The sequence below is a fragment of the Pseudonocardia xinjiangensis genome (genome assembly GCF_012911925.1).
Lineage (GTDB): Bacteria > Actinomycetota > Actinomycetes > Mycobacteriales > Pseudonocardiaceae > Pseudonocardia > Pseudonocardia xinjiangensis.
The window spans coordinates 25,885-45,110 of record NZ_JAAXKY010000049.1 but is presented as its reverse complement, the minus strand read 5'-3'; the positions used below and the strand labels follow the sequence as shown (position 1 = coordinate 45,110).

19 protein-coding genes are annotated in these 19,226 nt (G+C 73.1%); 10 read left to right on the top strand and 9 right to left on the bottom strand.

Going from position 1 to position 19,226, the window contains the following annotated elements:
- A partial coding sequence (locus HF577_RS16560) for a hypothetical protein (RefSeq protein ID WP_211174382.1) occupies window positions 1–229 on the bottom strand: 229 nt, incomplete at its 3' end.
- A gap of 114 nt (window positions 230–343) precedes the next feature.
- Window positions 344–2,032, bottom strand: coding sequence for a hypothetical protein (locus HF577_RS16555; protein WP_169396752.1), 1,689 nt, complete (start codon window positions 2,030–2,032; stop codon window positions 344–346).
- Window positions 2,033–2,208: 176 nt separating this feature from the next.
- Between HF577_RS16555 and HF577_RS16550 the strand changes: the two genes are divergently transcribed.
- The 3 genes from HF577_RS16550 (at window position 2,209) to HF577_RS16540 (ending at window position 5,443) form a co-directional block, all read left to right on the top strand.
- Entirely contained in the window at window positions 2,209–3,360 is a 1,152-nt protein-coding gene (locus HF577_RS16550) for a Gfo/Idh/MocA family protein (RefSeq protein ID WP_211174381.1), read from the top strand.
- On the top strand, window positions 3,357–4,550 hold the full coding sequence (locus tag HF577_RS16545; RefSeq protein ID WP_169396751.1) for a dihydrodipicolinate synthase family protein: 1,194 nt from the start codon (window positions 3,357–3,359) through the stop codon (window positions 4,548–4,550). The genes HF577_RS16550 and HF577_RS16545 overlap by 4 nt, the downstream gene beginning before the upstream one ends.
- Window positions 4,551–4,618: 68 nt before the next feature.
- Window positions 4,619–5,443: a sugar phosphate isomerase/epimerase family protein gene (locus tag HF577_RS16540; protein WP_169396761.1), complete on the top strand. Its 825-nt coding sequence runs from the start codon at window positions 4,619–4,621 to the stop codon at window positions 5,441–5,443.
- Window positions 5,444–5,471: 28 nt separating this feature from the next.
- On the opposite strand, the gene HF577_RS16535 is transcribed toward HF577_RS16540, so the two are convergent.
- On the bottom strand, window positions 5,472–6,086 hold the full coding sequence (locus tag HF577_RS16535) for a class I SAM-dependent methyltransferase (RefSeq protein ID WP_169396750.1): 615 nt from the start codon (window positions 6,084–6,086) through the stop codon (window positions 5,472–5,474).
- Between the two features lie 84 nt (window positions 6,087–6,170).
- Between HF577_RS16535 and HF577_RS16530 the strand changes: the two genes are divergently transcribed.
- The 3 genes from HF577_RS16530 to HF577_RS16520 are packed head-to-tail and all read left to right on the top strand — an operon-like array spanning window position 6,171 to window position 8,222.
- Complete coding sequence (locus HF577_RS16530; RefSeq protein ID WP_169396749.1) at window positions 6,171–6,479, top strand: hypothetical protein; 309 nt, start codon at window positions 6,171–6,173, stop codon at window positions 6,477–6,479.
- A gap of 58 nt (window positions 6,480–6,537) precedes the next feature.
- Window positions 6,538–7,212 carry an MBL fold metallo-hydrolase gene (locus tag HF577_RS16525; protein WP_169396748.1) on the top strand — a complete coding sequence of 225 codons (675 nt, stop codon included), beginning with the start codon at window positions 6,538–6,540 and terminating at the stop codon, window positions 7,210–7,212.
- Window positions 7,213–7,250: 38 nt separating this feature from the next.
- Window positions 7,251–8,222 (top strand): NADPH:quinone oxidoreductase family protein, encoded by a 972-nt coding sequence (locus tag HF577_RS16520; RefSeq protein ID WP_169396747.1) that lies wholly within the window; start codon window positions 7,251–7,253, stop codon window positions 8,220–8,222.
- Window positions 8,223–8,312: 90 nt separating this feature from the next.
- On the opposite strand, the gene HF577_RS16515 is transcribed toward HF577_RS16520, so the two are convergent.
- The 3 genes from HF577_RS16515 to HF577_RS16505 form a co-directional block, all read right to left on the bottom strand.
- Window positions 8,313–10,067, bottom strand: a complete 1,755-nt coding sequence (locus tag HF577_RS16515; protein ID WP_169396746.1) for a BCCT family transporter — start codon at window positions 10,065–10,067, stop codon at window positions 8,313–8,315.
- 223 nt (window positions 10,068–10,290) lie between these two features.
- Window positions 10,291–10,698 carry a TIGR03618 family F420-dependent PPOX class oxidoreductase gene (locus HF577_RS16510; protein WP_169396745.1) on the bottom strand — a complete coding sequence of 136 codons (408 nt, stop codon included), beginning with the start codon at window positions 10,696–10,698 and terminating at the stop codon, window positions 10,291–10,293.
- Window positions 10,699–10,746: 48 nt separating this feature from the next.
- Window positions 10,747–11,229 carry an Lrp/AsnC family transcriptional regulator gene (locus HF577_RS16505; RefSeq protein WP_169396744.1) on the bottom strand — a complete coding sequence of 161 codons (483 nt, stop codon included), beginning with the start codon at window positions 11,227–11,229 and terminating at the stop codon, window positions 10,747–10,749.
- Window positions 11,230–11,356: 127 nt separating this feature from the next.
- Between HF577_RS16505 and HF577_RS16500 the strand changes: the two genes are divergently transcribed.
- Complete coding sequence (locus tag HF577_RS16500; RefSeq protein ID WP_169396743.1) at window positions 11,357–13,687, top strand: transketolase-like TK C-terminal-containing protein; 2,331 nt, start codon at window positions 11,357–11,359, stop codon at window positions 13,685–13,687.
- A gap of 47 nt (window positions 13,688–13,734) precedes the next feature.
- Here the strand turns inward: HF577_RS16500 and HF577_RS16495 are convergent, their stop codons facing one another.
- Complete coding sequence (locus HF577_RS16495; protein ID WP_169396760.1) at window positions 13,735–14,193, bottom strand: DUF4262 domain-containing protein; 459 nt, start codon at window positions 14,191–14,193, stop codon at window positions 13,735–13,737.
- Window positions 14,194–14,307: 114 nt separating this feature from the next.
- Window positions 14,308–15,288, bottom strand: a complete 981-nt coding sequence (locus tag HF577_RS16490) for a PAC2 family protein (RefSeq protein WP_169396742.1) — start codon at window positions 15,286–15,288, stop codon at window positions 14,308–14,310.
- Window positions 15,289–15,444: 156 nt separating this feature from the next.
- On the opposite strand from HF577_RS16490, the gene HF577_RS16485 reads away from it, so the two are divergent.
- The 3 genes from HF577_RS16485 to HF577_RS16475 all read left to right on the top strand — a co-directional run bounded on the left by HF577_RS16485 (window position 15,445) and on the right by HF577_RS16475 (window position 18,263).
- Window positions 15,445–16,743 (top strand): MFS transporter, encoded by a 1,299-nt coding sequence (locus HF577_RS16485; protein ID WP_169396741.1) that lies wholly within the window; start codon window positions 15,445–15,447, stop codon window positions 16,741–16,743.
- 106 nt (window positions 16,744–16,849) lie between these two features.
- Window positions 16,850–17,809 (top strand): ATP-binding protein, encoded by a 960-nt coding sequence (locus tag HF577_RS16480; RefSeq protein ID WP_169396740.1) that lies wholly within the window; start codon window positions 16,850–16,852, stop codon window positions 17,807–17,809.
- 58 nt (window positions 17,810–17,867) lie between these two features.
- Window positions 17,868–18,263, top strand: a complete 396-nt coding sequence (locus HF577_RS16475) for an SCO5389 family protein (RefSeq protein ID WP_169396739.1) — start codon at window positions 17,868–17,870, stop codon at window positions 18,261–18,263.
- A gap of 80 nt (window positions 18,264–18,343) precedes the next feature.
- Here HF577_RS16475 and HF577_RS16470 read toward each other — a convergent pair whose 3' ends face one another.
- Window positions 18,344–19,084, bottom strand: a complete 741-nt coding sequence (locus HF577_RS16470) for a PadR family transcriptional regulator (RefSeq protein ID WP_169396738.1) — start codon at window positions 19,082–19,084, stop codon at window positions 18,344–18,346.
- Window positions 19,085–19,226 lie beyond the last annotated feature (142 nt).

The following is a 19,226-nucleotide window of genomic DNA, read 5'->3' as shown; positions in this document are numbered from 1 at the left end:
GGACCGGGTTGGCCGGGGAGGGGCCGTCCAGGTCGGCCACCGAGGTGTTCGGGCCGCTGAAGGTGAGCAGGACGGCGGCCACGGCGAAGCTCGCGATCCCGCCGCCCCGGATGCGGCGGGGTGGGGCCGGCGGGAAGACCGGGCCGAGCGTCGGCGACGAGCGGCGCTGCGCCGGGACGACGATCCACTGCTTGGGTGCTCCGGACCAGCTCGCGTAGGGGTCGGCCATCCCGCTGCTCTTTCCTCCGTGCGGACGGGCGGCGGCCACCACCCGATCCGTACTCGCGCCGAGCGACCCTGACGTAACGGACAGGTACCGAGCATCCCCCAAATGGAGCAGTGGTCAGGGCCGGCGGGCCCGGGCGTCGCACTCGACGCGCGGCTGGGCGCCCGTGGAGGGGGCCCGCAGCGCCACGGCGGGGCGGCCGCGCCAGCGGGCCGCCTCCCGCCCGGGGGCGCCGGCCCGGGACAGGGCGAACAGGGCCAGGTCCCGGTGGGCGGGATCCTCGACCCGCTGCAGGTAGCGCATGATCTCCTGGGCCGCCGCGCGTCCGCTGCGGGCCCGTACCCAGGCGGTCAGCTCGGCCTCGACGATCTCGGGGCGCAGGCCGCTGCAACGCACGCAGACGTACTCGATGTCCTCGTCGGCGAGCTCTCCGACCAGCGGCGCGTGGACACCCTGGTCGGTGAGCATCTCCTGCACGGCCCAGACCCCGAGCGGCGTGAGCGAGACCAGGGTGGGGTCGGGGTCGTCGCGGCCGGCGAGGGCGATCAGCTCTTCCTGGTTGTCGCCGTCGAGGCTCTCCGACAGGTGGACGGCGCCGAGCAGCTCCAGCGCGTCCAGCAGCGCGGTGACGTCGCGGCGCCACAGCCGGTGCTCGACGTCGCCGGCGAGGTCGTCGACGACGCAGCCCATCCGCTCGTTCACGGTGTCGCGCACGGCGCGGTGGAACAGCTCCACCGGGATCGGTTCGCCGCCTGCGGAGTAGAGCTGGAACAGCAGGATCGGGAAGGCCTCGCCGAGGCTCATCCCGAACAGCGACGGCGCGCCGAAGACGTTGCTGCCCCCGAAGTGCTCGCCGATGCCTCCGACCGCCTCGAACGCGCGCTTCCACAGCTCGATCGGCCGGCTCAGCAGCGGGGCCGCGCTCTTGACCTGCACCAGCCGCCCGTGGACGACACGCACGAGCCGGGCCTGCCGTGCCCAGTGCAGCAGCAGGGTGATCTCCGGGAGGTCGTCGCTGGTGCGCGCGCGGTCGCGGCTGAAGTGATCCAGGTCCAGAGCGTCCGCCACCGCGCGGGCGTCGGCGAGCAGCAGCCTGCCCTCGCGGGTGACCGCGCGCCCCGCCCGCACCCAGCGGGTGAAGGCGCGCAGGCGGGCGAGCGCGACGCTGGAGTCGGCGGCCGCGAGCATCTGGGCGGCTCCGGGCAGGAGCACGGGCGGCAGCTCGGGACGGGGCGGTTCGGTGGTCTCGTTCTCCTGGCGGCGCCGGATCTCGTCCAGCGCGGCCCGGTCGATCGCCAGCTCGCCCGCGTGCACCTGCGACAGGAAACGGGCGACGGCGGCGGGGTCGGCCGTCGCGACACCGTGGCGCAGCATCTGCACGGCCCAGAACGTGCCGAGGTCGTGGTTGCGCTCGTCGTCGAGGGCGTCGTACAGGGCCGGCGTGGAGTCGGTGACCTGTGCGTGCAGCTCGTCGGCGGGGGCGGAGCGGGAGTCGAGCCAGTCGTGGTCGGCGAGGAATCCGATCAGGGCGTGCAGGGCGGTGGGGACGGCGTCCCGGTCGTCCTCCAGGAGCGCGACCGTGCGGGGGAACCACACGGCCAGCGCGTCGGCCACGTGCTCGCGGGTCCAGTGGCCGAGGCGGCCGTCGACGCTGTGCTTGTGGTCGAGTGCCGCGGCGACGAGTGACGGTTCCGCCTCGATGCCGCGCCGTCGAGCCCAGGCGACGATGTGCAGTCGCAGGCGATCGCGGACGGCGGAGTACTCCTCATGATCGTCGGAGCGGAAGACGAGACGCACTCGGGTCACATTGGCAGCCCCACCTGAACGGCCTACAGGCGGGGCGGCACAAACACCGTCCGCAGTGGTCACAGCGTTGGCCTTGCCGCTGCCTCAACGTCCGGCCTATTCTCGGAAAGCGCTTACTCCTCGTTCCGACCACGCCGGACGGTTCGCAGCCGAACCCGGAGAGAGCAGGTAGACCCATGTCAGGACCCACCGTTCGCATCGTGATGAACGGCGTGACGGGGCGGATGGGGTACCGCCAGCACCTCCTACGCTCCGTGCTCGCGATCCGCGACGACGGCGGGGTCCTGCGACCCGACGGCACCCGGCTGCAGATCGAGCCGGTGTTGGTGGGACGCAGCCGCGACAAGCTGGCCGACATCGCCCGCCGCCACGACATCGAGCTGTTCCACACCGACCTCGACGCCGCGCTGGCCGAGGACGGGGCGTCGGTCTACTTCGACTCCCAGGTCACCAGCGAGCGCAAGAAGGCGATCCTGCGGGCGATCGCCGCCGGCAAGCACGTCTACACGGAGAAGCCCCTCGCCGAGTCGGTCGAGGAGGGGATGGAGCTCGTCGAGGCGGCCCGGGCCGCGGGGATCGTCGACGGGGTGGTGCACGACAAGATCTACCTGCCCGGCCTGATCAAGCTGAAGCGGCTGATCGACTCGGGGTTCTTCGGCCGGATCCTGTCGGTGCGTGGTGAGTTCGGCTACTGGGTCTTCGAGGGTGACCTGCTGCCCGCGCAGCGGCCGAGCTGGAACTACCGCGCCGAGGACGGCGGCGGGATCACGCTCGACATGTACTGCCACTGGAACTACGTGCTGGAGCACCTCTTCGGCGGCGTCGAGGCGGTGATGACCAGGTCCGTCACGCACATCCCCCAGCGCTGGGACGAGCAGGGCAACACCTACGAGGCCACCGCCGACGACGCGGCGTACGGGATCTTCGAGCTGGCCGGCGGCGTCATCGCCCAGATCAACTCGTCCTGGGCGGTGCGGGTGGACCGCAAGGAGCTCGTCGAGTTCCAGGTGGACGGCACGCACGGCTCGGCCGTCGCGGGCCTCTTCGGCTGCCGCATCCAGCCGCGGGTGCGCACCCCGAAGCCGGTGTGGAACCCCGACGTGCCCACCGACCAGGACTTCCGCGGGCAGTGGGAGGAGGCGCCTGACAACCAGGAGTTCACCAACGGCTTCCGCGCGCAGTGGGAGCGCTACCTGCTCGACGTCGACGCGGGACGGACGCACCCCTACGACTTCATGAGCGGGGTGCGCGGCCTGCGTCTGGTGGACGCGGCGCTGCGGTCGTCGGACGAGGGGGTCCGGGTGCAGCTCGCGGGCGGCCCGGCATGACCAGCCTGACCGAGCGGGAGGTGCCGCTCACCGGAGCGCGGATCGACCTGCCCGTCGCGGGGGGCGGGTGGCGCACCGTGGAGCTGGCCGAGCCCCGGGAGTGGGCCGAGCACCCCGGGCCGTACCGCAGCCGGGTGGCGTTCGCCGCCGCGCACGTCGCGGCCGACCCGTGGGGCGAGAACGTGCCCGGTGCCCCGGCGGCCGTCGACTGGGACGCCACGCTCGCGTTCCGCCGCCACCTGTTCTCCTACGGCCTGGGCGTCGCCGAGGCGATGGACACGGCGCAGCGGAACATGGGCCTCGACTGGGTGGCCGTCCAGGAACTGGTGACGCGCAGTAGCGAGCAGGCGAGGGCGCACGACGCCCGCATCGCGGCCGGGGCCGGCACCGACCACCGCACCGATCTGGTGTCGGTCGACGACGTGCTCGCCGCCTACGGCGAGCAGGTCGAGTTCGTGGAGGGCACGGGCGCCCAGGTGATCCTCATGGCGTCGCGCCAGCTCGCGGCCGTCGCGGCCGGACCGGACGACTACCTGCGCGTCTACGACGAGCTGCTGCGCCAGGTGCGGGAACCGGTGATCCTGCACTGGCTCGGCGAGGCGTTCGACCCGCAGCTGCGCGGCTACTGGGGCTCCACCGACATCCCAGCGGCCACCGAGACGTTCCTGCGGCTCGTGTCGGCGCACGCGGCGAAGGTCGACGGGGTCAAGGTGTCGCTGCTGTCGGCCGAACACGAGATCGGGTTGCGCGCCGCGCTCCCGGCCGGTGTGCGGCTCTACACGGGCGACGACTTCAACTACCCGGAGCTGATCCGCGGCGACGGCGACCAGCACTCGGACGCGCTGCTGGGGGCGTTCGCCGCCATCGCCCCGGCCGCGTCGGCGGCGCTGGCCGCGCTCGACGACGGCGACCTGGCCCGCTACGACGCCGAGCTCGCACCCACCCTGGCGCTGTCGCGTCACGTCTTCGCCGCGCCGACCTTCTACTACAAGACCGGCATCGCGTTCCTGGCCTGGCTCAGCGGCCACCAGCCCGGGTTCACGATGGTCGGTGGCCTGCAGTCGGCACGCTCGGTCGTGCACCTGAGCGAGGCCTTCGCGCTGGCCAACACGGCCCGGCTGCTGCCCGACCCGGAGCGTGCGGCGGAGCGGTTCCGGGGGCTGCTCGCGGTGGCAGGGGCGGCCCGGTGACGGCGGTTCTCGACGTCCCCAGCGGCGCCCCCGCCCGCGTCGGCACGCCGGGACCGGGCGACCGGCGGCTGGCCCGCCTGTCGCTCAACCAGCGCACCACGGCGCACTGGAGCCTCCGTGAGGCGGTCGACGGGGCCGTCGCCGCCGGTCTTCCCGCGATCGGGCTCTGGCGTGAACCGGTGGCGGAGGTCGGCGTCGGCGTCGCCCGCCGCTGGGTCGACGACGCCGGGTTGCGGGTCTCGTCGCTGTGCCGCGGCGGGTTCTTCACCGCGTCCGACCCGGCGGCCCGCATCGCCGCCCACGACGACAACCGGCGGGCCATCGACGAGGCCGCGGCGCTCGGCACCCGCGCGCTGGTCCTCGTCCCGGGTGGCCTGCCACCGGGTGACAAGGACCTCGCCGGGGCCAGGGCGCGGGCGGCCGAGGCGATCGCGGCGCTGGTGCCGCACGCCGCCGACCGCGGCGTCACCCTCGGCATCGAACCGATGAACCCGATCTACGCCGCCGACCGCGGGGTCGTCTCCACGCTGGCCCAGGCGCTCGACATCGCCGAGGCGTTCGCGCCCCACGAGGTGGGCGTCGTCGTCGACACCTTCCACCTGTGGTGGGAGCCGGGCGTGCACGCCCAGATCGCCCGGGCGGGGGAGCGGATCGTCAGCTACCAGGTCTGCGACTGGATCACCCCGCTGCCCGCCGACACGCTGTTGGCCCGCGGGATGATGGGCGACGGCCACGTCGACTTCCCCGCCTTCACCCGCGCGGTCGCGGCCGCCGGGTACGCGGGAGACGTCGAGGTGGAGATCTTCCACGCCGACGTGTGGGCGGCACCGGGGGAGCAGGTGGTCGCCACTCTCGCCCGCCGCTACGTCGAGCTGGTGCAGCCGCATCTCTGACCCGCTGCGGCGCCCACCCGCTCCCCGGTCAGCGGGAGGGCTGCCGCGGTCCGCGGGCCTCGTAGACCACGGCGGGCGGCAGGTTGCGCCACACCGCCGGGCTGATCACGACGTCGGCGAAGTGCGCGCGGAGGTCGGCGAGCTGGCGCCGGGCTGGCGGAGCCCAGCGCGTCCACGTGTAGCCGAACTGGGTGAAGACGCCGTCGGGGCCGAGCGCGTCGACGATCACCGAGTGCAGCCCGCGCCCGTCGGGGCCGGGTGCGTAGGCCACCCAGGGCAGCCCACTGACCACCGCGTCGACCGTGGTGATGCCGCGGTCGGCGAGCAGTGCGGGCAGCTCACGGGCGTCGGCGAGCACGACGTCGACGCCCGGATGGCGGTGTTCGAGCAGCTGCGCCCAGCCCGGGTTGAGCTCCACAGCGATGTGCCTGCCCCGCCCGCCGGTGTGTTCCTGGATCGCGCGGGTGAACGCGCCGGTGCCCGGACCGAGCTCCACCACCACGGGGTCCCCGGCGCGGGGCAGTGGCGCCGTCATCGCGGCGGCGAGCGCGGGTGAGCTGGGTGTCACCGACGCGGTGTTCAGGGGATGACGCACGAACTCGCGGAGGAAAAGAGCGGTATCGGCCCATCTCGACCGCGACATGATCGCACCGTAGCGGCCGGGACTACCGTCGCCGAGCCCTCCGCCGTACGGTCGAGGTGATGACCGTCACCTGAGGGGGACCTCGTGCACCCGCACCGCCTGCAACAGCTCGTCGCGTCCGTTCCCGAGAGCATCACCTCGGAGCAGCGGTCCCGCCTGCTCGCCCACGTCCAGACCTCGGACGGCTGCCGGGCGCGAGCCGACCGAGTCCGCCACGAGCTGGAGCTCGCCCTCGACGGCCCCGAGGGCTCAGAGCGCGCCCTCGAGCTGGCGTGCGAGCTCGACAGCCTCGAACGCGTCCAGGAACGGGTGGACGGCTGGCTCTGCGACCTCGTCGACAAGCTGAGCCACGTGCCCCGCGTCGTGCACTACGACGACGGCGTGCCGGCCTGACGGTCCGCCCTGCGCGAACGAGCGGGTCTGCGGGGGCCGCCCTCCCTACGGTCGCGGGATGGACCTCCTGGAGCTCACGCCCCGCCTGCACCTGCTGCGGTTCCCGGTGGGCCAGGCCTATCTGTGGCGAGACGGCGCCGACCTGACGCTGGTGGACACCGGACCGGCCGGTTCCGCACCCGCCGTCGCCGCGGCCGTGCAGCGGTTCGGGACGTTGCGGCGGGTGGTGCTCACCCACTTCCACGACGACCACACCGGTTCCGCCGCCGAGATCGGCTCGTGGCCCGGCGTCACCGTCCTGGCCCACCGCGCCGACGCGCCGATCATCCGGGGCGACCGGCCGGGGCCGCCACCCGACTTCACCGACGTCGAGCGCGAGCTGCACGCCCGCGTCGCGCACGGGCTGCCTCCCGCCCCGCCCGCACGCGTCGACGTCGAGCTGGAGGGCGGTGAGGAGCTCGACATCGGGGCCGGCGCCCGCGTGCTGCACGTGCCCGGTCACACCGACGGCAGCATCGCCCTGCACCTCGTCGCCGAGGGGGTGCTGTTTACCGGGGACGTGATCGCGGAGCACGGCGGCGAGCTGATGCTCGGCCCGTTCAACCTCGACCGCGAGCGCGCGGCCGCGTCGATGCGCCTGCTGGCCGCGCTGGACGTCGAGATCGCCTGCTTCGGGCACGGCGACGCGGTCGTCGGCGGGGCAGGGGAGCGGCTGCGCCACCTGCATGGGTGAGGATGGGGGCCGGTGACACTCGAGGGAGAGGGATCGGCGTGCGCGCTGTGCAGGTGGTGCGGTTGGACGGCCCGGCGGCGGTCGAGGTGCGGGACGTGCCGGAACCGGCGCGCCAGCCCGACCAGGTGCTGATCGAGGTCCGCGCCGCCGGCGTGAACTTCCCCGACGTGCTGCAGACCAAGGGCCTCTACCAGTACAAGCCCGACCTGCCGTTCACCCTCGGGTCCGAGGTCGCAGGCGTCGTGCGGGAGGCGCCCGACGGGTCCCCGTTCCGGGCGGGGGACCGGGTCGCCGCGTTCGCCGGCACCGGAGCGTTCGCCGAGCTGGTGGCGGCACCGGCCGAGAACGTCCTGCCGTTGCCCGACCAGGTGTCCTTCGCGGCTGGCGCGTGCCTGCCGATGAACTACCTCACCGCGCACTTCGCGCTCCTGGTCCGGGGCCACCTGCGGGCGGGACAGAAGGTGCTGGTGCACGGGGCCGCCGGCGGGGTCGGCACGGCGTGCGTCCAGCTCGCGGCGGCGCTGGGCGCCACGGTGGTGGCGGTGGTCTCCACCGAGGAGAAGGCCGAGGTGGCCCGCTCGGTGGGAGCGCACGAGACGGTGCTCGCCGACGGGTTCCGGGACGCGGTGAAGGAGCTCACCGGCGGGGCGGGCGTCGACCTCGTGGTCGACCCCGTGGGCGGTGACCGGTTCACCGACTCGCTGCGCAGCCTCGCGCCGGAGGGCCGGTTGCTGGTCGTCGGGTTCACCGCGGGCGACATCCCGACCGTGCGGGTGAACCGGCTGCTGCTCAACAACATCGACGTGGTCGGCGTCGGCTGGGGCGCCTTCGCGCTGGCGCGGCCCGGCTACCTGGGAGAGCAGTGGGCCGAGCTGGAGCCGCACCTGCGGTCCGGCGCGCTGGACCCGCTGATCTCCGCCACCTTCCCGCTGGAGCGGGCGCCCGAGGCGCTCGCCCGGATCGACGAGCGGCAGGTCACCGGCAAGGTGGTGCTGGAGACGTCCTCCTGAGTTGCAGCCCCGGGTTGCAGCCCCGAGTTGCAGCAAAGCCACTTTGCGGCAATCTCCTTGCGTGAAAGTGGCTTTGCTGCAACGGGTGGCTCAGGTGCGCGCGGTGGGAGATCCGTTGGTGCCGCCGGCCGGCTCGCTCCCGTTGCCGGGCTCGCCGGGATGCGGCTTCACCGCCACCACGAACCGGTCGCCGTAGGCCTTCCTCCCGTAGTCGACCGCCTGCTCGACGGCGGCGACGGAGCGCTGGTCGCGCAGCATGAGCGGGTCGTGGCGCAGGTCCCTGGCCAGCGCCACGCACAGCACCACCATCACCACGGCGAACGGCGCCGCCATGATGATCGTGATGTTCTGGATGCCGGTGAGCGCCTCGCCCTCGTCGCCCACGAGCAGCATGATGATCGCGATCGCGCCCATCACGACACCCCAGAAGACCACCACCCAGCGGGACGGGGTGATCGAGCCGCGCTGCGAGAGCGTGCCCATCACCACCGCCGCGGCGTCGGCGCCGGACACGAAGAAGATCGCGATCAGGACCATCGCGAGGATGCCCAGCACGCCGCCAAGCGGCAGCGTGTGCAGCAGCCCGAACAGCTGGGCCTCGGTGGGCTGCGAGGCGAGATCGGTGCCACTGCGCTGCAGGTTGATCGCCGCTCCACCGAAGACGGCGAACCAGATCAGGCTCACGAGGCTCGGGATCAGGATGACGCCCGTGACGAACTGCTTGATCGTGCGGCCCCGGCTGATCCGGGCGATGAACATGCCGACGAACGGGGTCCAGGAGATCCACCAGGCCCAGTAGAAGACCGTCCAGCTCGCCAGCCACTCGGCCGTGGCGTCGCCGCCGGTGGCCGCGGTGCGGGCCGCCATCGCCGACAGGTTGCCGAAGTAGTCGCCGATGGCCGTGGGGATCAGGTTGAGGATCAGCACCGTCGGGCCGCCGACGAACACGGCGAGGGCCAGCACCCCCGCCAGCACCATGTTGATGTTGGAGAGCCACTGGATGCCCTTGGCGATCCCGGTGACGGCCGAGCAGACGAACGCGATGGTCAGTACCGCGATGATCGACACGAGCAGCAGGTCACCGAGCGGCGGGAGCCCGTTGGCCTCCAGGCCACCGCCGATCTGCAGCGTTCCCAGGCCGAGCGAGGCCGCCGAGCCGAAGAGCGTGGCGAAGATCGCGAGGATGTCGATCGCCCTGCCGAAGGCGCCCTCGCTGCGCCGCTCGCCCAGCAGCGGGGCGAACGCCGAGCTGATGAGCTGCCTGCGGCCCTTCCGGAACGTGCTGTAGGCGATCGCGAGCCCGACCACCGCGTAGATCGCCCACGGGTGCAGCGTCCAGTGGAAGAGCGTGGTGGCCATGGCCACGTCGAGCGCCTGCGGGGTGCCGGCGGCGACGGTGCCCGGTGGCGGGCTGGTGAAATGCGCGAGCGGTTCGCTGACCCCGTAGAACATCAGCCCTATGCCCATCCCGGCGCTGAACATCATCGCGACCCACGAGACGGTGCGGAACTCCGGCTGCTCGCCGTCGCGCCCGAGCGGGATCTTGCCGTACCGGCTGAACGCCAGCCACAGTGCGAACACGACGAAGCCGCTCGCTGCCAGCACGAACGCCCAGCCGCCCGCGTTCATGATCCCGGCGAGCACTGCGGAGGCGACGGCGCTCAACGTGTCGGTGGACAGTGCACCCCACACGATGAACGCCACGACGAGCACCGCGGCGACGCCGAAGACCCACCGGTCCACGGGGTAGCGCCGGTCGGCCGACCCCGTGGCGGGCGGCGCCTGCACCGTGTCGGGCGGCGTGCCGCTGCTGGGTGTCTCGGAAGGTGTCTCGGAAACGGTCATCCTGTGCGGCCCCGGGTGGCCGGAGCCTCCCCCTTGTACGTCGTCATGGCCGGCGATCGACCGGCCCCGATGTCACGGTTGCGTGCACCCTGCGACGACCGGGGTGGTGGCGTCAATCGGACCGCCGGGACAGGAATGCGCTCGTTACCTGCTCCGAGCAGCAGCGATCGGCACGGTCGTGATCCGCGGCAGCGCCGGTCACCGGGGGCATGCCCGGCGGGCGTCAGGCGAAACGGCCCCACCCGTGCCACGTCTCGATGTCGAGCACCCCGGTGACCCGCGGCCGGTCGCGCTGGGGGTACGCCTGGCCGGTGTAGTGCCGGGCGATCTCGTCGATGTCCCGCAGGTCGTGGTCGTCGAGCAGGGTCAGCCGCCCCTGCATGCTGACGTGCGTGCCCCAGTCGTCCCGGTCGAGCACCGTCAGGGACACCCGGGGGTCCTGCCGGATGTGGTCGAGGCGCCGCCGCCCGGAGTCCATGTTCACGACGATCCGTTCGTAGCGGTACAGGTACCACGTGGCCACGGTGACCGGTGCCCCGTTCCGGCGGACCGTCCCGATCACGGCGGGGTTGGGGTTCCCCAGCATCTCGACGATCTCGGGTGGCAGACCAGGCGTCGACTCAGCGCTCATCCTCGGATCGTCACCCAGGACGGCCGCGTGCGCAGCGCCGGAGCACCGTCACCGGGGGTGGGCGAGGCGCTCCAGCAGGGGGGAGAGGCGGTGCTCCACGAGCCGGCGCATCACCAGTGAGGTGTTGGTGCGCTCGACGCCGTCGGTGGCGAGCAGTTGGCCGGCGATCCGGTACAGGTCGTCGGCGTCGCGCGCGACGACCTGGACCAGCAGGTCGGCGGGGCCGGACAGGCCGAGCACGTCCACCACCTCCGGCACCTCGGCGAGCGCGGCGGCCACCTCGTCGAGCCGGCGCTGCACGACCTGCACCGTGACGAAGGCGGTGAGCGGGTAGCCGAGCGCCGCCGGGTCGATCCTGCGCTGGAAGGACGTGACCACGCCGCGTGCCTCCAACCCGGCCAGCCGTGCCTGCACCGTGTTGCGCGAGAGCTTGAGCCGTTCGGCCAGCGCGAGCACCGATGCCCGGGGGCTCTCGGTGAGCGCGAGAAGGAGCCGCGCGTCGGTGGCATCGACGCTGGCGGGGTTGGGCATTCTGCGCCCTCCGTTCGGGTCGTGATCGCTGCCGATGCAGCAGTCTGCTCAGTGATAACGCCCGCAGTTGTTCATTCATCGTCGCGGTGGTGCAGTTGACCGACAACATGGGTCCAGGAGGGGCGTGATGACGAGCATCGAGGAGCGGCCGGACGCTGCCGGTGGCGCGGCCGGAGCCGATCCGTCGGCGGTGCTGCGCGAGATCGAGCAGCGGGTGCTCTGGGTGGCCACGGCGATCGTCCACCACGCCAACCGCGTGCGCCCGAACCCGAGCGGCCTGAAGGTGGGGGGCCACCAGGCGTCGAGCGCGTCGATCGCGACGATCATGACGGCGCTCTGGTTCGAGCACCTGCGCAGCGGGGACCGGGTGTCGGTGAAGCCGCACGCCTCGCCGGTGCTGCATGCGATCAACTACCTGCTCGGCGATCTCGACGAGCGCTACCTGACGACGCTGCGCGAGTTCGGCGGGCTGCAGAGCTATCCGAGCCGGGCCAAGGACCCCGACCCGGTGGACTACTCCACCGGCTCGGTGGGCATCGGCGCCACCGCCCCGATCTGGGGCGCGCTCGCCCGGCGGTACGTCAGCTCCCTGGGCGCCGACCCGGGAACGGGCCGCCAGTACTCCCTCGTGGGCGACGCCGAGCTGGACGAGGGTGCCTGCTGGGAGGCGATCCTCGACCCGATGGTGGGCGAGCTCGGCGAGGTGGTGTGGATCGTCGACCTCAACCGGCAGTCGCTCGACCGGGTGGTGCCGAACATCGGGGCCACCCGGCTGCAGGGGATGTTCGAGGCGGCGGGCTGGCAGGTGCTCACCGTGAAGTACGGCCGCCTGCTGGAGAAGCTGTTCACCCGCGACGGCGGGGCGGCCCTGCGCCGCCGGATCGACGAGATGCCCAACCCGGAGTACCAGCGGCTGCTGCGCTGCACCCCGGCCCAGCTGCGCGAGCGGCTCCCCGGAGACGACCGGGAGATCGCCGGCCTCGTGGCCGGGCTCGACGACGAGACCCTGCACGCCGCGATCCGCAACCTCGGTGGCCACGACCTCGCCGCGCTCGGCGACGCCTTCGCCGCGATCGACGACGCCCGCCCCACGGTGATCTTCGCCTACACCGTGAAGGGGTACGGGCTCGCCAGCGAGGGGCACCCGCAGAACCACTCCTCGCTGCTCACCCACGACCAGCTGGCCGAGCTGGCCTCGGCGGTCGGTGCCTCCGTGGACGAGCCGTGGGCACGGTTCCCCGCCGGCTCGCCCGCTGCCCAGCTCTGCGCGGCGGTGAGCGCCCGGCTGCACCGCGAACCGGCGGTGGCCCACCCGGTGGCGCCGATCCCGGCAGACATCGGCCGTACCCCCACCGGCACCGCCACCACCCAGGCGGCACTGGGCCGGGCGCTGCTCGACCTCACCCGCTCCGCGCCCGACGCCGCCCGCCGGGTGGTGACCCTGTGCCCGGACGTCAGCTCGTCGACCAACCTCGGCGGCTGGGTGAACAAGGTGGGGGTGTGGTCGGCCCGCGAGCGGGTGGACTGGTTCGCCGACGATCCCGAGACGATCCTGCACTGGCGGGAGCGGCCCACCGGCCAGCACCTGGAGCTGGGCATCGCCGAGACGAACCTGGTGGGCCTGCTCGGGGAGCTGGGCGCCACCTGGAGCCGGTGGGGTGAGCCGCTGCTGCCCATCGGGGTGCTCTACGACCCGTTCGTGGAGCGCGCGCTCGAGCCGTGGTCGTTCGGGATCTACGCGGGCGGGCAGTCGATCCTCGTCGGCACGCCGTCCGGGGTGTCGCTGGCCCCGGAGGGCGGGGCCCACCAGTCGATCAGCACGCCGTCGGTGGGGCTGGAGCAGCCCGGGTGCATCAGCTACGACCCGGCTTTCGCGATCGACGTGGAGTGGACGCTGCTGGCGTCGCTGGCCCGGCTCGGCCGCCCGGACGGGACCTCGGCCTACCTGCGGCTGTCGACCAGGCCGGTGGACCAGACCCTCGCCGCGGTGCCCACCGACCCGGCCGCCCGGGAACGCCGCCGCCGGCAGGTGGTGGCCGGGGCCTACCCGCTGCGCCGCGCAGCGGAGCCTGCGCTGACCATCGCCGCGATGGGTGCCGTGGTGCCCGAGGCACTCGCTGCGGCCGAGCGGCTCGAGGCGCTCGGCACGCCCACCGACGTGGTGTGCGTGACGAGCGCCGGACTGTTGTTCGACGCGTTGCAGGCACGCAGCGGCCGGGGGGACGCGGAGACCTGGGTTCTCGACGCCGCGTTCCCGGCCTTCCGCGCCACGCCGATGGTGACGGTGCTGGACGGCCACCCGCACACCTTGTCCTTCCTGGCGGGGATCAACCAGGTGCGGGCCGCCCACCTCGGGGTGTCGCGGTTCGGACAGTCCGGCGACCTCGACGACGTCTACCGCCACCACGGCCTGGACGCCGACAGCATCGTGCGGGCGGGCCTGGATCTGGCTCCGTGACCTGATCGCGCCGGCGGCGTTCGCGGCCGCCACCGGCGCCGGGGCCGTCATGTCGCCCGGGGGCCCAGCACCGGCTGGCCCCCGCGGCGGCTCCGAAAGCCGGGATGCCACGGCCAGTGGTCCCGGTCGTCGGCCCACACCACCTGCAGCGCGCGCACGGACGGCCCGTAGAGGGCGTGGGCCACGACGAGGTGGACCTCGGGGTGCTCGACCGCGACGAACTCGACCAGCACCCCGCTGACGAGCCGTACCTGCTCACCGGGCGGTGGCGCCGCGGCGTGCAGCAGGTGCGCCGCGACACCGTCGAGAAGCCGCGTGGCCCGGGCCACCGGCATGCCGGTGATCACGAGCTCCGGCCGGTGGTGGGCCGTGAGACCCACCGTGTAGGCCCACCCCGGGCGATCGCGCTCGGCCGCCACTCCCTGCACCACCCAGCAGCGCTCCGCGAGCTGCCGGGCCACGTGCTCCAGGTACTGCTCGGGGCCGACGGTGGGGTCGTCGCACATCCTGCACACCGGTTCCTCCTCGGTCGGTCGACATCGACCGGGCCACGGTCACCGTGACCACCGACAGCCACGACGGTGTGTGGTGCGCTGCCGAGGAGTTGTCCACAGGGCGGGTCAGCTGGGCTGCGCTCCTCCGCGCCCCTCGTCCCCGCTGTCGTCCCCGTTGTCCTCGCTGCTCCGGGGGGTGTCGGTACCGCTCTCGTCGTCCTGGTCGGCCAGGAACCGTTCGACCTCGGCGGCGAGCTCGTCGGCGCTGGGCAGCTCGCCGGACATGCCGAGGCTCGAGCGCTCCCCACGCCCGGTGGCGACCATGTCGTACTGCCGCTCCAGCGCCTGGACGACCTGGCTCACCTCGTCCGAGGCCGCCACCTGCTCGGCGATCTCCGCCTCGGCCCGCTCGGCGGCCTTCGACAGGCCCTCGGTGGGCAGGTAGAGGCCGGCGGCCAGCCCCACGTGGTCGAGCAGGACCCGCGCGGCCTGCGGGTACTCGGCGCGGGCCAGGTAGTGCGGAACGTGCACGGCGAAGCCCATCGCATCGAGCCCGGCCTCCCCGAGCCGGAACTCCATGAGCCCCACGGCGCTGCCCGGGACCTGCGCGGTGGCGAACCACGCCTCGTGCCCCTCGGTGAGGTCGGGACGCGTGCCGTGGACGGTGACCCCGATCGGACGGGTGTGCGGCACGGCCATCGGGATCGCGGTGAGATTGATCACCAGGCGGACGCCGAGGCGCCGCACGATCTGCTCGACCGCGGCGCAGAAGCGCTCCCACTGGGTGTCGGGTTCGGGGCCCGCGAGCAGCAGGTAGTCGGTGTCGCCCGTGTCGGAGAGGGCCACGACATCGAGCTGGGGTGGGTCGTAGGCGGCCCAGTGGTCGGACTCGAACCGCAGCGGTGGCCGCCGCGACCGGTAGTCCACGAGCTGGTCGACATCGAACCGGACCACGCTGCGTGCCTCGCGGTCCGCCAGCAGCGCGTCCACGGCCAGCCGCGCAGCGTTACCCGCGTCGACGAAGCCGTCGAGCGCCACCAGCAGCACGGGCTCGTCCAGCTGCGGCGCGTCCGCCGCCACCTCGTACAGCTCAGCCGGCTCCAGCACCGCACACCTCCGGTTCCTCGACGGGGCAGGCGCCCCGCCCGTCGCAGCGTCACACGGTCGGGGGTTCCCCCGGGCGACGTCAGTCTCCCCGATGCAACGTGAACTTCCCCGCACAGCATCCCGTTCGGGCGCCGCTGCCCGCACCATGGATCCGATATGAACGTGCATCATCGCGCCTGGGGGGTCTGGGCGGTCGGTCTGGCTGCCTATCTCGTCGGAGTCATGCACCGCACGTCCTTCGGAGTGGCGGGCCTCGACGCGGCCGCGCGGTTCCACGCGGGCCCGGCGGTGCTGTCCGGGTTCGTGGTGCTGCAGCTGCTGGTCTACGCGTCGCTGCAGATACCCGTCGGCGTGCTGCTCGACCGCTTCGGTGCACGCAGGCTGATCGTGGTCGGCGCGCTCACGATGGCCGCTGGCCAGCTCATGCTGGCGCTGGCCACCGGCCTCCCGCTCGCGATCCTGGCCAGGGTGCTGGTCGGGGCCGGTGACGCGCTGACGTTCATCAGCGTCCTGTCCGTCGTCAGCGCATGGTTCCCGCCGCGGCGCGTTCCGCTGATGACGCAGCTCACCGGGCTGATCGGGCAGCTCGGGCAGGTGCTCAGCGCCGTCCCGCTCGCCGTTCTGCTCCACGGACCGGGCTGGACCACCGCGTTCGTGTCCGCCGCGGTCCTCGGGGTGGCGGTCGCGCTCGCGGCGCTGGCGGTGCTGCGCGACCGGCCGCCCGGCGCCCCCGCGCCCCCGCGCGCGCCGTCGCCGCGCGAGGTGGTGGACGGGCTCGTCTCGTCGTGGCGGGAACCGGGCACGCGGCTCGGTCTCTGGACCCACATGGGCACCCAGTTCTCCGGCACGGTGTTCGCGCTGCTCTGGGGCGTGCCGTACCTGGTGGCGGGCCAGGGGTTCTCGCCCGGTGCGGCGAGCGCGATGCTCACGGTGCTCGTCGGCGTGGGGATCGTCGCCGGGCCGCTGTTCGGCGAGTTCACCGCGCGGCACCCCCTGCGGCGCTCGTGGCTGGTGCTGGCGGTGATCGGCACGACCGCCCTCATGTGGACGGTCGTGCTGGCGGTTCCGCCGCCCGCCCCGCGGTGGCTGCTGGTGCTGCTCGTGGTCGTGCTGGCGCTCGGCGGCCCGGCGTCCATGGTGGGCTTCGACTACGCCCGCACCTTCAACCCCGGGCACCGCCAGGGCACGGCGATCGGCATCGTCAACGTCGGCGGGTTCTTCGCGTCGCTGCTCGTGGCGCTCACGGTGGGCGTCGTGCTCGGCCTCATCGGGCCTGCCGACGGCTACAGCCCGGAGGCGTTCCGGGGAGCGTGGACCGTGCAGTACGTCATCTGGGTGCTCGCGCTCGTCGGCGTGCTGGTCGCCCGGCGCCGGGCGCGCCGCAAGATGGCGATCGAGGGCGTGGTGGTGCCCCCGCTGCGTGAGCTCCTCGCCGAGCGTCGCCGCCCGCGCTGATCTCGTTCTCCGCTTCCGTTCGTTCCACACCGGGCCGGTGGCGTCACCCGTTAGTGGAAACGCTTATCGTTATCGGGTCTCACAGGATCGATCATCGGAGGACCGGGTGCGGATCGCGTTCGTCGGCAAGGGCGGCAGTGGGAAGACGACGTCCGCGGCGATGTTCAGCCGCTATCTCGCCGAGCTCGGCCACCCGGTCCTCGCGATCGACGCCGACATCAACCAGCACCTCGGCGCGGCGCTGGGGCACGACGGGCCGCCGCCCCGCGCGCTCGGCACCGACCTCACCTGGCTGAAGGACCACCTGCGCGCCGCCAACCCGCGCATCTCCTCGGCCGAGACGATGATCAAGACCACTCCGCCGGGCGCCGGGTCCCGACTGCTCGATCTCGCTCCGGACGGTGAGCTGCTGCTGCGGTACTCGGCCGTCGCGGGTGGCGTGCGCTACCTCGTCACGGGCGAGTTCGACGAGGCGGACGTCGGCGTCTCCTGCTACCACTCCAAGACCGGCGCGGTGGAGCTCTACCTCAACCATCTCGTCGACGGCCCCGGCGAGTACGTGGTGGTGGACATGACGGCGGGCGCCGACGCCTTCGCGTCCGGCCTGTTCACCCGCTTCGACCTGACCGTGCTCGTCAGCGAGCCCACCCGGCGTGGCGTCGGTGTCTACCGGCAGTACGCCGAGCACGCCGCGGGCCACGGCGTGGCGCTGCGGGTGCTGGGCAACAAGGTGAGCGAGCCGGACGACGTCACCTACCTGCGCGAGCAGGTGGGCGACGCCCTGCTCGGATGGTTCGGTCAGTCCGCCTGGGTGCGGGCCGCCGAGCGCGGTGGCGTCGCCCCCATCAGCGCGCTGGAACCGGCCAACCTCGCGGTGCTCGACGCCGTGCTGGGTGCGCTGGACGACCGGCAGCGCGACTGGGCCGCCTACCACCGCGGCACCGTCGAGTTCCACCTCCGCAACGCTGCGGCCTGGGCCAACCGGGCCGTGGGTGCCGACCTCGCCGACCAGGTCGACCCCGCATTCGTGCCGGGGCCCGGCACCGTCCGCGCCGCGCGTGCGTGACCGACCCGAACCCGTCACCCCGAGCTCGTCCGTTCGTCCGGCAAACCCAGGAGGTTCCGTGTCCCTCGACGTCCCCACCCACGTGCTCACCGCCGCTGAACGCGGCGAGCTCGACGACGCGCAGTTCCTCGCCGTCGTCCGGGACTCGCTGCCCTACGCGTGGCAGGTGGTCACCGCGGCCGCCGACGACAGGGTCGAGCACCCCGAGGCCCCGTTCGGCGAGCACGAGGTGCCCCCGCCGTCGGAGCAGGAGCGCGGCCAGCTGCTCCGGGCGCTGGCCAGCAACGCCATCCGCGGTGCGCTGGAGCGGCACTTCGGCGTGGTGCTCGCCTTCCAGAACTGCCACCGCGTGGCCGCCTTCGCCCCCGCGGACGTCGACGGGCCGACCTATCGCGAGTTCATCAGTCCCCGCGGCCAGGTCCTGAACCAGAGCCCGGAGCTGCGCGACTGCTGAGGCGCCCCCCGCATTGCAGCAAAGCCACTTTCCTGCCATCAGATGGCGTGAAAGTGGCTTTGCTGCAAGCAGGGTGCCGGTTACTCCGCGAGCAGCCGGTAGAGCGTGCGGCGGGCCTCGGTCAGAGCCGCGGTGGCCGCGGTGATCTGCTCCGGGTTGCCCGCGGCCATCACCTGCTGGGCGGCGGCGTGCAGCTGGCCGAGCTGCTCCCACAGCTCGCCCGCCCCGTCGTCGTCGGCGTCCCGGCCGACCGACGCCCAGACGGCGTCCAGCTCCTCGCGGTGCTCCTCGACGTACCGGGTGCCCTCCTCGGTGAGGTGGACGACCCGGCGACCCTCGGCCTGCTCCACGCGGACCAGTTGCTCGTCCTCGAGCTGGGAGAGCGTGGGGTAGACCGAGCCGGGGCTGGGCCGCCACGCTCCGCCGGAGCGTTCGGCGATCTCCTGGATGATCTCGTAGCCGTGCCGCGGCTGCTCCGCGACGAGGGCCAGTACGGCGGCGCGGATGTCGCCGCGTGCGGTCCGCCGGCCGCGCCTGCCCCGGTGACCGGGGAAGCCGCCGTGGCCACCCGGGCCGAAGCCCGGACGGAACGGGGGACCGCCCCGCCAGCCGCGCCTGCCCGGGCCGCCGTGCCGGCCGTGTCGCTCGTGCTCCCCGTCGTCCGCGTCGTCGAACGGCGGCATGGGAGGCACGGGGCCACCCATCGCCGCGGTCATCGGCCCGGCCGCCGGGTGGGAGTGCCCGTGGCCGCGCCGGCGACCGAAGGGGGTGGATCGGAAGCCTGGCCAACCAGGGGTCCAGGCGGGGTTCATGGCGTTCATCGTCGTCTCCTCGGACGTTGCGAGCCTCCTGCTCTCATGGCATCGAGTAGCTCGTGTGCCATCACGATATATCGCGATAGCGCACCGAGCTAGCGGCGAAGTATCTTTCACCCGGTCGGACCAGGCGATGGGAACGGCATCC